10 protein-coding genes are annotated in these 13468 nt (G+C 39.8%); 8 read left to right on the forward strand and 2 right to left on the reverse strand.

Annotated elements, in window-relative coordinates; genetic code table 11:
- Positions 1-184: 184 nt before the first annotated feature.
- Positions 185-886, reverse strand: a complete 702-nt coding sequence (locus tag V7K49_RS00515; RefSeq protein ID WP_335204088.1) for a rhomboid family intramembrane serine protease — start codon at positions 884-886, stop codon at positions 185-187.
- 202 nt (positions 887-1088) lie between these two features.
- On the opposite strand from V7K49_RS00515, the gene V7K49_RS00520 reads away from it, so the two are divergent.
- The 3 genes from V7K49_RS00520 (at position 1089) to V7K49_RS00530 (ending at position 7175) form a co-directional block, all read left to right on the forward strand.
- Complete coding sequence (locus V7K49_RS00520) at positions 1089-3218, forward strand: tetratricopeptide repeat protein (RefSeq protein WP_335204089.1); 2130 nt, start codon at positions 1089-1091, stop codon at positions 3216-3218.
- Between the two features lie 229 nt (positions 3219-3447).
- Entirely contained in the window at positions 3448-5883 is a 2436-nt protein-coding gene (locus V7K49_RS00525; protein WP_335204091.1) for a hybrid sensor histidine kinase/response regulator, read from the forward strand.
- Positions 5880-7175 (forward strand): hybrid sensor histidine kinase/response regulator, encoded by a 1296-nt coding sequence (locus V7K49_RS00530; RefSeq protein ID WP_335204092.1) that lies wholly within the window; start codon positions 5880-5882, stop codon positions 7173-7175. The genes V7K49_RS00525 and V7K49_RS00530 overlap by 4 nt, the downstream gene beginning before the upstream one ends.
- A 338-nt stretch (positions 7176-7513) precedes the next feature.
- Here the strand turns inward: V7K49_RS00530 and V7K49_RS00535 are convergent, their stop codons facing one another.
- Positions 7514-9304, reverse strand: a complete 1791-nt coding sequence (locus V7K49_RS00535) for a serine/threonine-protein kinase (protein WP_335204093.1) — start codon at positions 9302-9304, stop codon at positions 7514-7516.
- A 551-nt stretch (positions 9305-9855) separates the two neighbouring features.
- Between V7K49_RS00535 and V7K49_RS00540 the strand changes: the two genes are divergently transcribed.
- The 5 genes from V7K49_RS00540 (at position 9856) to V7K49_RS00560 (ending at position 13431) form a co-directional block, all read left to right on the forward strand.
- Entirely contained in the window at positions 9856-10290 is a 435-nt protein-coding gene (locus tag V7K49_RS00540; protein WP_335204094.1) for a class I fructose-bisphosphate aldolase, read from the forward strand.
- 124 nt (positions 10291-10414) lie between these two features.
- Positions 10415-10825 (forward strand): hypothetical protein, encoded by a 411-nt coding sequence (locus V7K49_RS00545; RefSeq protein WP_335204095.1) that lies wholly within the window; start codon positions 10415-10417, stop codon positions 10823-10825.
- Complete coding sequence (locus tag V7K49_RS00550) at positions 10813-11727, forward strand: AAA family ATPase (RefSeq protein WP_335204096.1); 915 nt, start codon at positions 10813-10815, stop codon at positions 11725-11727. The genes V7K49_RS00545 and V7K49_RS00550 overlap by 13 nt, the downstream gene beginning before the upstream one ends.
- Entirely contained in the window at positions 11717-12802 is a 1086-nt protein-coding gene (locus tag V7K49_RS00555) for a hypothetical protein (RefSeq protein WP_335204097.1), read from the forward strand. The genes V7K49_RS00550 and V7K49_RS00555 overlap by 11 nt, the downstream gene beginning before the upstream one ends.
- Positions 12793-13431: a Uma2 family endonuclease gene (locus tag V7K49_RS00560; protein ID WP_334871206.1), complete on the forward strand. Its 639-nt coding sequence runs from the start codon at positions 12793-12795 to the stop codon at positions 13429-13431. Before V7K49_RS00555 ends, V7K49_RS00560 begins: the two co-directional genes overlap by 10 nt.
- The last annotated feature ends 37 nt before the right edge of the window (positions 13432-13468 follow it).

The following is a 13468-nucleotide window of genomic DNA, read 5'->3' on the forward strand; positions in this document are numbered from 1 at the left end:
AATCCGCAAAAAACTAGAGCAGTTTGATTGTTTACGAGATGCCATTGAGCATGTCCTACATTTTGCGTCCTAACCGCCTTGGCGACTGCTATACATAGAAATTATAGCCAAAAGACATTTTCTGATATTCAGAGCGATGTCTAACGACAAGACGCTTGGCATCCAGGAGTGATTTAGTAATCACTCATCTTTTCAATCGCATGAAAGCTGCACCAATCAATAATCCTACAACTTGCCCCCAGAAGACAACACCTGATTGATTTACGCCAACAGGGGGAATATTTAAACTGCCTATACCATAAAATAACTGTTGCACAAACCACCAAAATATATAGAAAAAGGCTGAAATTTCAATGGGAATATACAAGATTATTAGCGGCAAAATTGTGTCAATTTTAGCTTTAGGAAATTTCATGACATATGCTCCTAAAACAGCTGCGATCGCGCCATTTGCCCCAATCAATGGTACTGTCAAACTCGGTTCAGCCAGAATTTGGACTATCCCTGTGATCACCCCAGCAGCCAGATAAAATCCTATATAGCGTCTATGTCCCAGAATATTTTCGACAGTCTTCCCAAAAACCCACAAAAATAACAGATTTCCCAATATTTGACTAAAACTGCCATGTATAAATATTCCCAAAAGTAGTGATAATGTTTGCCAAATTACAATTATCCAAGCAGCAGAGTTGTTGAAAAAGAGTGCATTTGTAATTGCGCTACTAATTTGGGCTGGAATCACCCCCCAACTATTTACAAAATAGCCCAATTCATCACTAAATTCTAGTTTAAGTTCCCATAAAAATATGGCAATATTAATGCCAATCAGCCAGTAATTAATAATCGGTTTACTTCGACAACGAATATTATCACTAATAGGAATCATATTAATTCGTAATGACGCTCAAAGACTCGCTAACGTAATTCGTAATTAAGAAACACCAAACAAGTCATGATCCAAGCGGTTCCCTATCTGCTCCCTACTCCCCACTCCCCACTCCCCACTCCCCACTCCCCACTCCGTCACTTCTGCTTAACCTGTGGCAAGATTGAAATCAGATCGCATCGCACTTAACTAGGCAAACGAGATGCTGGGAAACACACTTGTTGGAAGATACCAAATTATTAGTAACTTGGGAGGAGGGGGTTTTGGTGAAACATTTGTGGCTTATGATACTCAATTACCCGGATCACCTCAATGTGTCGTTAAGAAACTTAAGCTTCAGGCAACTGATCCAGTAACTTTGGAGACAGCTAGGCGTTTATTTGATACAGAAGCACAAGTTCTATATAAATTAGGAACTCACGATCGCATTCCCCAACTTTTAGCTTACTTTGAGGAGAATGCCGAATTCTATCTCGTACAGGAATTGATCGAAGGCCACGACTTGAGTCAAGAATTAATACCAGGTAAAACTTTAACTCAAGACCAAGTAATTTCACTTTTACAAGAAATTTTGACAATCTTAGAATTTGTCCATCAACAGAATGTAATTCACCGTGATGTTAATCCCGGAAATATCCTCAGACGCCACCAGGATGGCAAATTAATCTTAATTGATTTTGGTGCAGTTAAACAAATTACTACCCAGGTGATTAATCCTGAAGGCTCAACTAGAGGTACCGTTGCTATAGGTACGCCTGGATATATTCCTAGTGAACAAGCTCATGGTACGCCAAAATTAAGCAGTGATATTTATGCTGCGGGAATAATTGCTATTCAAGCTTTGACTGGATTATCACCAGAGGAAATAGTAAAAGATGCTGATACTAATGAAATCATCTGGCACAATCAAGCCACGGTAACGCCAGAATTCGCTCAATTCTTAGATAAAATGGTCTGCTATGACTTTCGGCAACGCTATCCTTCGGCAACGGTAGCATTACAAGCGTTGAAAGAGTTAACCCAACCACCTGCTCAGACAATAGCGTTAACTCCTATTTCTGCACCAAATAATATAACCAAACCCCAACCGAAAAAAGGGATATTAGTTAAAATTTTACTAGCAATATTTTTTATTGGGGTCAGTGGAGTAGCATCAATATTTATTTTTAATTACATTAATTCAAATAACGCCATAGAATTATCTAAGCAAGGAAATACATTTTTTGATTTGCAACGCTATCAAGACGCATTAGAAGTATATGAAAAAGCCATTAATATTAGACCAGATTATGCTCAAGGATGGAATGGTCAAGGGAAAACGCTGTATAAATTAAAAAAAGATAAAGAAGCATTAGCTGCATATGATAAAGCAATTCAAATTCAGCCAGATTATTTTGAAGCTTGGAGCGGACGAGGCTTTGTATTGGGAAGTTTACAGCGATATCAAGAAGCGATCGCCTCTTTTGACAAAGCTTTACAATTAAATGATAAAAATTCGGAAGTTTGGAATGCTAAGGGTGAAGCTTTTAGTAACTTAAATCAATATGACCAAGCAATTAAATCTTATGAAAAAGCGATTGAACTCAAACCAGATAATTACGAAGCTTGGTATAAAAAAGGATTAGCCTTACAAAATTCTCAACAATATGAGCAAGCGATCGCAGCCTATGAAAAAGTCGTTGATTTCAAACCAGACTACGAGCAAGCTTGGTATAATTGGGGAAACGCGCTAGTCAAGTTGCGACGCTACAGAGATGCGTTCACAGTTTATGATAAAGCAGTGCAATACCAACCAAATTATTATCAAGCCTGGTTGGCGAGAAGTAATATCCTCATGAATTTACAACGTTATCCAGAAGCAATCGAATCTTTTAATCAAGTAATTAAATACAATCCTGGTAACTATCAAGCATGGTATAATCTGGGCTGGTCGCTGCATCAAACCCAACGCTATGAAGAAGCAATAAAATCTTATAATAAAGCAGCAACACTTAAGAGAAACGATTATCAACTATGGTATAATCTGGGGAATTCACAATACAGTTTGCAGAAATACGCAGATGCGATCGCATCTTATAATAAGGCAGTTCGTTATAAACCAGACCATTCTGAAAGCTGGTATAGCAGAGGTAATGCTCTATTAAATTTGAAACGGTATCAAGATGCGATCGCATCTTACGATCAAGCAATAAAATACAAGCCTAATTACCAACAAGCAATAGACGCCCGCAATCAAGCCCAAATTCAACTGCAAGGCGAGAAACCAAAACCTATAATCGTACCAATTATTCCAGTTCCTAATCCTACAAATTCACCGCAAACGCTGCCCTAGTACATTAACAATTCCTAATTACGAATTGTTAAGTACACTTTTGATAGCTAATAATTGGAATTTTAGTTGATTCTCAAGAATATTTTGAGATCAAAACTTATAATTTGTGGCATTACTATAAATTTATTGTTTATTTTACCAAAAGCTGTGAGCATCGGTAATTTCTTGGGCAATCTAAAGATAACCTCGAATTTTTTATTACCGAACTATGTGATTAAGGAGCTAACCCTTGATACAACAAAACTCCAGCCTATCATTATCTGACAAAGGAAATCATCCCTCACGAAATTTACTGATTCGATTTATTCTTGGCGGCACTACCCTTGTAGTCAGTATTTCTGCTTATTTCAGCTATCAAGCTGCTAGAAATATGATGCTCAAAGATTTGAGACAGAGCGCTTTTGTAGAGGTACAGAGAGGGGTTGCTAAAATTGATCAGTGGTTATACCTTCGCCAAGTGGAGGTAGAAACCCTAGCTAATACTTCAACTGTCCGCTCCTTAAATTGGTCTGCGGCAGACCCCTATTTAAAGGCAGAAGTTAAGCGGATCAATGAATTTTTCCTTTTCCAAATAGCTAATCCAGATGGTTCATATTCCAATACACAAGTTGGTCGATCAAATAAAAATATTCAGGATCGAGACTACTTTCAAAAAGCAATTTCAGGAAAGAGCAACATTTCTGACCCCTTCATTAGCCGTTCTACAGGAATTCCTTTAATTGCGATCTCCACCCCGATCTGGTCAAATTCTGCTAGCAGTAGTTCACCGATTGGGGCCTTCCAGGGCAATGTGAGAGTCGATCACATTGCAGAGGTTGTCAACTCCCTGCACTATGACACCAATAGCTATGCTTTTGCCCTCAATTCCCAAGGACAAGCGATCGTCCATCCTAACTCGGTGTTAATGTCAACCGTAGAAAAACCTGCACCCAGCCTGCTGAAAATGGGCGATCGCAATTTAAATGCGATCGCCCAGCGGATGGTAAACAAACAACAGGGAATTGAGTTGATGGAAATTGACGGCACTAAAAAGTATGTAGCTTATCTGCCGTTGCAAGCCGCTAATTGGTCTGTGGCTTTGGTGATTCCCCGCCAAAATATCGAATCTCGATTGCAATTCCTCGATTTGATTGCCTTAATTGTCGGTGGACTGACACTCACTATGATTACTGTCTTGTGGCAGGTGCAAGCATTTGAACAAGCTGAACTGAAAAAGTCTAAAGCTGCATCTGATACAGCCAACCATGCTAAAAGCGAATTTTTAGCCAACATGAGTCATGAACTGCGAACGCCCTTGAATGGCATTCTTGGTTGTGCCCAAATTTTGCTGCGTTCCCCAGCTTTACCTAATCAAGAGCAATATCACGTCAATATTATTGAACAATGCGGCTCTCATCTGCTGACTTTAATTAATGACATTTTGGATCTCTCCAAAATTGAAGCGAAAAAGCTAGAACTGTATCCCCATGATGTGCATTTCCCATCTTTTCTCCAAGGACTTGTCGAAATATGCCAGATTCGGACAAAAGAAAAGGGCATTTTGTTTGTCTATGAACCCGCGATCAACTTGCCTACAGGGGTTCATGTTGATATCAAAAGATTACGTCAGGTGCTATTGAATCTGCTGGGAAATGCCATCAAATTTACAGATGAAGGTCAGGTTACTTTCAATATTGAAGTAATCGATCAACCTCCCAATGATGGGCAGACAGTAAAACATCGCCTTCGCTGTACTGTAGAAGACACGGGAATTGGCATAAGTCCCATAGAATTGAGCAAAATTTTCTTGCCATTTGAACAAGTAGGTGAGAAAAAGCGCCAAGCCGAAGGCACAGGGCTGGGTTTAGCTATCACTCAGCAGTTAGTACAGATGATGGGTAGCGATATCCATGTTAAGAGTCAGATCGGTCAGGGGAGTAGCTTCTGGTTTGAATTGGAGATTCCCGAAGCGACTGACTGGGTACAATCTGCGATCGCTGCATCAGAGAAACAAATCATTGGCTTTGAGGGTAGCCCCTACACCATCCTGATGGTTGACGATCGCTGGGAGAATCGCACAGTGATTACAAACTTACTGCAACCACTGGGTTTTAATGTAGTTGAAGCCAGCAACGGTAAAGATGGTTTAGAAAAAGCGATCGCCCTCAAGCCAGACTTAATCATCACAGATTTACTGATGCCAGAAATGGATGGGTTTGAATTAATTAAACACTTGCGTCACACTCCAGAAATTCAGGATGTCTTGATTATCGTCTCTTCCGCTAGTGTTTTTGAAGCCGACCAACATCGCAGCTTGCAAGCTGGAGGTAACGCCTTTCTCAGCAAACCTATACAGGTAAATGAATTATTGCATCAATTAGAACGCTACTTAAATTTGGTATGGATTTACAAGCAATCTCAGCCTGATGGAGAAAAAGCCAAAGAAGCAACGACAGCAAATAGCCAATCTGCTCAATTAACCCCTCCTTCCCCCAAAGTGTTGCAGGAACTAGTCACCTTAGCCAGTAAAGGTAACTTCAATGCCATTCTCAAGTGGACTGATCAACTTGAGGAAATAGACACAACCTTCGCGCCATTTGCTAACGAACTACGACAGCTAGCAAGGCAATTTGATGAAGATTTAATCCTCAGTTTCTTGAGTCAATATGCAGTGGAAACAGTATGAAAACGACTATTGGAGACCAAAATAATTCTATCAATTACGCTCCTTCTAGGGGAGTTGTTTTAGTCGTTGATGATAACCCTGCCAATTTACAAGTTTTATCCAGCTTTCTGGATCAGTCTAGCTTTGAAGTTTGGGCAGCACGCAGCGGTGAAAAAGCCCTTCAGCGATTAGAAAATGATGATTTACCTGATTTAATCTTGCTGGATGTGATGATGCCGGGTATAGATGGTTTTGAAACCTGTAAACAGCTAAAAAGTAATCCTCGTGTCCAAGATATTCCAGTCATTTTTATGACAGCCCTCTCAGAAACTGCTGATAAAGTCAAAGGTTTGCAATTGGGAGCCGTAGACTACATTACCAAACCTTTTCAGCATGAAGAAGTCTTGGTGCGGATCGAAAATCACCTAAAGCTGAGAAATTTAACGAAAACCTTGAGCGCTAAAAATGCCGAATTACAACAAACTCAAACTCAACTAATTCAAGCAGAAAAGGTAGCAGCTTTAGGTCAACTGACAGCAGGAATTGCTCATGAAGTTAATAATCCTATCAATTTTATAGCTGGCAACTTAAATTTTGTTGAACAGTATGTACATGAGGTAGTTAATTTACTGTATCTCTATCAAAAATATCTACCCGAACCACCAGATGAAATTCAAACTGCAATTCAAAAAAGCGATCTTAACTTTTTGTTAAATGATTTATCTAAAATTATTCAATCCATGCAAGTTGGTACAGATCGCGTTACAGAAATTGTGTCATATTTGAACAACTTCTCGCGACACAGAGAAGATGGGAAGAAACTAGCTAACTTGCATGAAGGATTGGAAAGTACATTACTGATTCTCGGACATCGGTTTAAACAAAATGCTCATCACCCAGCCATCCAACTAATCAAAGAATATGGAAGTTTACCACTTATTGAGTGTTTTGCTGGCGAAATTAATCAGGTTTTTATGAATTTATTTTGTAATGCAATCGATGCAATTGAAGAAATATATAAAAATAAATATCTGGGTACAGATTATCAATATCATGGTGTGATTAAAATTAAAACTGAGGTAATTGGAGAGCAAGTTATTTTAAGAATTGCCGACAATGGCTCAGGTATAAACAAAGCAGAAAAAACAAAAATATTCGATGCCTTTTATACAACAAAACCTGTCGGTAAAGGAACAGGGCTTGGTCTATCTATTGCTTACCAAATTGTGGTTAATAATCATCACGGCAAGCTCACATACCATTCCCAACCAGGTGAAGGCATAGAGTTTATCCTTGAACTACCCATCCGATAAATTAGAATTTGCAAACTAAATAAAAAAAATATCACTTCTTTATGTACTAGAACACCAATTCAGTAATCCTGAAAGAACCTCTCCCCCAATCCCTCTTTGAAGCGGGGAGCGGTTGGGGGGTTTCTCTCGTTCCCAGTCTCTGACTGGGAATGCCTAATGGGAGGCTCCGCCTCAAGACTTGCGGCAGCAGCCCAATCAGGTGCATTTCCAGCCTCTGGCTGGAAACGAGGTTTTAAAAGAGTTTTAACTGAAGTTGACACTAATGAATACATTGTGCCCGTACTCGCATTTTAAAATTGCTGTATGTCACAACTCCATTCATCTAAAAATTGCTGTAACTACCGAATATTCACTTCTTGCAGGTAATTTACCCCCTGAAGATATTCAATCTTAGTAGCTAAGTTTTTAGAGGCAAATGAATTTGTTCTTTTTGCAAAAGCTACCTTTTGAGAGTCAGCCAGCAGGCGTTGCTTTTGAGTATACTCATTCAGTTTGACTTGAGCTTGAGCATAAACTAGAGTATCGTTGGGAATATTTTGGAGAAATTTTAGCGCCAGATCAAAATCACCAATAGATGCTTTTTTGTAAGCGTTCTGCAAAAAGTACGCTGCTCTAATCTGCCGCTTTTTATTGTACTCAGCCAGCTTTTCTTGAACTAAACCACCTGCACGACTTTCTTGAGGAATTTGACGCAGATATTGTAATGCAGTAGAAAAATCTTTTATCTGGGCACTTTCGTAAGCTTTTGCTAATAAATCTTGCGTCTGTACTTCAATGTTGACGGATGCTTGCTGAACTAATTTATCTGTTTTAGATTGCCAATATAAAATATTTGGAATTTTAGCAACAGCATGAATAACATCTGACCATCTGCTTTCATGAAAAGCTGTTTGAGCTATTTGGTATTGCTGTGCAGCTACTTGCCATTGTTGTTGCCATTCTTCAACTGTGGCTTGGGCTTCTGGATAAACATTGCTGTGGGAAGGAATTGATTTAACAAGTGCGATCGCCTCTTGCAAATCTCCTGCTTGATATTCTTTTGTGGCTTGAGATAAAGTTTCTGTTTCTGAGTATGCAGGTGCATTATTAATTAAAGAATATACACCAAATCCCATCACTAAAGAATTAGCCGCCAGTCCGACTTTCATTCCTGTTAATAACGGGGATAATTTCCCAGATGTAAGATTTTGAGAATTATTATCTTCAATCGCTACCTCTAGGGGAAATTGATCATCTACTTCTAATATTTCTGGTGGCTGATCCCATGTTATTTGTTTGAGTACCCGCAGTACCTCACCCGCAGACTGGAAGCGGTTTTGAGAATCGTAGCGGATCATTTGGCTGAGAACAGCGGCTAGATAATCGTTAACTGGCGTGTTTTGAGAACGCCAAAAAATTTCATTAGTATAAGGATCAGCCTTTAATTGTAGTGGTTCTAGCCCTGTTAAAGCCTGGATGGCAATCATACCCAAAGCATAAATATCACTGTTGGGCTGTGTTTGACCAATAAATTGCTCTGGCGGTATGTATCCCAATGAGGTGACGGGAATCCGATAAATGGGCAATTCTGCACCTATACCAAAATCGATAGACTGAATTGAGCCAAAGTCAATCAAAACTAACTTGCGTAGGGTTTCGCCCTTGCCGTAGGCATCGCTAGTACGTCTAATCAAGTTTTCCGGTTTAATGTCACAATGGATCACGCCTTGGGAGTGAACAAATTCCAGAATACCTAAGACATCTATCAGGAATTCTACAACTTCCCTTTCACTCCACAGACAACCCCACTGTTGCTCGATGGGCAATTCCGCAGTCAGCGCATGTCCTTCAATCCACTCTTGCACTAAATAAAATCGCTCGTTTTCTTCAAAGCAGGCGATGAATTCAGGAATTTGGTGATGGCTTCCCAGAAGCTTGAGGGTTTGGGTTTCAGTTAGAAACAGTAACCTCAGCATCTCCAAGTAGCCAGATTCGGAACTGCTAACTTTAATCTGTTTAACAACGCATCTGGGATTCTGTGGATAATCTACATCTACAGCTATGTATGTTTGTCCAAACACCCCTGCACTTAGGCTTTGGACAATTTGGTAACGCCCTTGTAGTAATTTACCGATTATGTGGCTGGTCATGACCTGGTTACTCAGTAAGTCCCTTTATTTAGTTTTTCTGACATTACCTCCTGTTTCCGGAATACTTTAGAAATAAATAACCAGAGTTTTGATACATTAAATACAAGTTTAATTTTTTAAGTATTTTTGCTTAAAAAAATAGTATTTTAATTTACTAAACTTTACTCAACTTATTAATTTTTAATATGACGAGATTGTTTATATGATTAATAAAAAATTTCAAATTTCAAAGCTATTTTTTGTCTCTTTGTAAGGGATTAGACGTAATTTAAGAGCAAAAAAGAAAGAAGCCATAAAAATTGTGTAAAGTTTACATGAGGCTTATGTATTTCTACTTATGTTGGGATTTTTTATATAAATATGCTAAAAATACCATTATTTGATTTAATACATAATTTTCAGTGCCAATAGAACCCTAGTTCAATACCGAATTTTTCACTACACTTAGTTACTCTTATTGTGGAGCAACCGTGTCCTTTGAAAAGCAGTGATTATATAGGAAAAAGTTTTGTAGATTTTACCTAAACAGTTCAAATTTAGAGGAGTATCCAATGAAAAAGTGTTACAAATTGGCAATTAGAGTTGAGTTTGACCAGATGATACTTAAACCTAGTATGGTGATTTCTGGCTTGACTTGTCCGAATCCGGCGAGTGTAGAGCAGGTAGCAGAAATGACTATTCAATGCCTACTCAATAATGTACCTGTTACTGTTGCCGGAATTGCTTTCCTTTCCGGTGGACAGAGTAACGAACGCTCAACGGAACATCTGAATGTGATGAATGCTAAATTTGCTTCCCAGTGTCCTTGGTCTGTTACCTTTTCCTATGCCCGCGCTATTCAGCAACCAGCTTTAGATTACTGGCGGGGTAATGATGACAAGACATCTGAGGCACAAAAATTACTCTATCATCGAGCGAAGTTAAACGGAGCAGCCAGCCTTGGTCAGTACAATGCAGAGATGGAAAAAGCACCAACTTTGGTCTGATGGTTTAATTCATGAGTTTTTAGGAAGTTTCCTCGACATCAACACAAAATTGTAGCGGTATTTGGGAAATAGTCTTTATCTATCCAGTACCGCTATTTTATTTACACTATCAGTTGCTTGGTATATGCCGCCAAAGGTTTTAGTGGCATGGCTGCAAGAATTTTGGGAACCACTGGTGACACAAATTGAAGCAAATTCCCTTCCCACTCAACAGAATACACATTTACTAATGTTTCTGGTAGATAATAGCGGCAGTGTTTGTGAATCAAATGTTCTGTTGGCAAAGCAATTCGATGAACCGGAGTATCCCCGCATCCCTCTGCACTTACCACCCGTTAGTCCCTTTGGGTTAGATGTTTTGGATGATTGGATTGACATGGTAACGGCGATGGAGAGTATGCGAATACCTACTGGGTTAACAGGCAAAATATTGTTAGAGAAGACAGAAAACGGTGTCCCAGAATTTGTTTATGAAGAAATTTGCTGCCACTGTGGTCATAGTTGGGAAGGAGAGTTAGCGAAATGGTTGATTTAGCAAGTGTACTCACCGCCAATGGTAAGCAATATTATGCTGGCAAGCCAATTTCACCCCAGGAGTGCCAACAGTATGGGCTTTCTCCTTACTTGCCATCATCCGAACTCATTAAAGCTGTTAATCTCGCTATTTTTCTGGAAAAACGTCCCCTATTGCTCAAAGGTGAACCGGGATGCGGTAAAATCACCTTAGCGCAGGCGATCGCTCACGAGTTGGGTTTACCCTACGAAGCCTGGTATATTAAGTCTACAACCAGAGCTAGGGATGGACTCTACACTTACGATGCTGTTGGTCGTTTACATGATGCTCAACTTGCTCGCATGGGGGAAGCTAGCAATTTCAAAGTCGAGAATTTAGACAATTACATCAAACTGGGGCCTTTGGGACGTGCGTTTAAAAAGGAACAACGCACTGTAGTGCTGATTGATGAAATTGATAAAGCTGACATTGACTTCCCCAATGATTTGTTGCGAGAGTTAGATGAACAGAGGTTTACGATTGAAGAAAAGGGGGAAGAAGTCAAAGCAAATTACCCGCCTATTGTCATCGTTACCAGCAACGATGAAAAGGATTTACCTGATGCTTTCCTGCGGCGGTGTTTGTTTTACTATATTCAGTTTCCTTATCCACAGTTAGCTAATATTATCAAGTCACACTTTTTGGAATCTTCCTCTGATTTGGTGGAAGCTGCGGTGAAGCGTTTTAGCGAACTGCGGCAGAAAATGGAGAAGGGTAAAGCTGGTAAAAAAGTTAGCACCAGTGAGTTGTTGGATTGGTTTGCGGTGTTGCGGCAATTTCCTGAAGATGAGGTATTAAAGCAGTTAGAGGGAGAAATACCTTTTCCAGAAGTTCTGTTCAAGAAATGGGAAGACCATCTGCGGTATTTGAAGTATGAAACTTGAAGAACTACCACTGCTGGATATTTTTAACAGCTTGCGTCAACGTCATGGTTTATCGTTGGGGGTTGAAGAATATCTAGTGGTTGTACGTAGTTTAGAAGCAGGTTTTGGAATTAGCGATCAACAGGAATTAGAGCAGCTTTGTTGTATGTTATGGGCAAAGTCTGAGGAGGAAAATCGTCTAATTCGACGTTTGTTTAGGGAAATGTGGTCGCCAAAGCCAGAGCGAGAAGACAAAAGCACAAAACCTGATACTTCTAATTCACCTATAAATGAGCAGTCATTACTTGACGACCAATCGTCTGATTTAGAGACGCCTGGTATCATCCCAGAACCAGTGCAAGCAGTCCAAGCTGTGCGGAGTAGTCGCGGGGATAAGGAGATGAAACGCCCCCGTTATATGTTTTTAACAGAATATTTTCCTGTTACCAAAAGACAAATGAAGCAATGCTGGCGTTATCTGCGTCGTCCGGTGCGCCAAGGAGTAGCCACAGAATTAGATATTGAAGCACCGGTGGCAAAAATTGGGCGTGAGGGGATTTTATTACAACCTGTACTGATGCCTCCGCGTACAAATCGCACTGATTTGGTGTTACTAATTGACCAGGAAGGCTCGATGGTGCCGTTTCACGATTTATCGCGCCAGTTGGTGGAAACGGCAGAACGGGGAGGACGGCTGAGAACGACTAATGTATTTTATTTTCATGACTACCCGGATGAATACTTGTATCGTCATCCGGCGATGCTTGATGCCAAAGCTGTTTCTGAAGTGTTAGAGGAAATTGGCGAACGAGCGGCGGTATTAATTATTAGCGATGCTGGCGCAGCATGGGGGAATTTTGACCAAGAACGGGTTGATAATACTAAGGCGTGGATTGAGCAGTTACAGCAGTTGGTGCGTTATTATGCTTGGATCAATCCGATGCCGAGTGAATGCTGGCGACAAACAACTGCTGGGGAAATTGCCCGTTTTGTGCCGATGTTTGAAATGAGTCCGCAGGGGATGAATGCGGCAATTAGTGTGTTGCGGGGTCGATATATTGTAGTAAAAGAGTTGGATGAATCTTTATGCTTTTAGAGTTAAGACAATTGAGGATTCAACCGGGACAGCAACTGTTACTTGAGGACGTTAGCTGGCAGCAATTTGAAAATATTTTGGCGGAATTAGGAGAACATCGCGCTGCTAGAATTTCCTATAGTCATGGTTTTTTAGAAATTATGGTTCCCTTACCTGAACATGAAAAAGCCAAAGAAATTATTGGCGATATAGTCAAAATTTTACTGAATAAATTAAGTATCAATTATGATGCTTTAGGTTCAACCACCCTAAAAAACGAAAAAATGAGTCAGGGAGTAGAACCGGATACTTGTTTTTACATTCAAAATCAAGCGGCAGTTATTGGTAAAAATCGCATAAATTTAAGTGTAGACCCACCCCCAGACTTAGCCATAGAAATTGATTTAACTTCTCGCACGCAATTGGATAATTACCAAATTTTGGGAGTACCAGAACTTTGGCGATATGGAAAACAAGGCTTACAAATTAACGTCTTGCAAGATGGAAAATATGTAGAGTCAAATTTTAGTCCTACTTTTCCAGATATTCCAATAATTGAGCTAGTAAATCAATATGTCCAGCAAAGTCAAGTTGTTGGTAGCAGCCAAGCAATTCAAGCTTTTAGAAATTGGCTGCGGGATAATATTTAATTGTGCCTTTTATTTGGAATGAGTTATTTGCAATGGC

Source organism: Nostoc sp., assembly GCF_036919675.1.
Lineage (GTDB): Bacteria > Cyanobacteriota > Cyanobacteriia > Cyanobacteriales > Nostocaceae > Nostoc.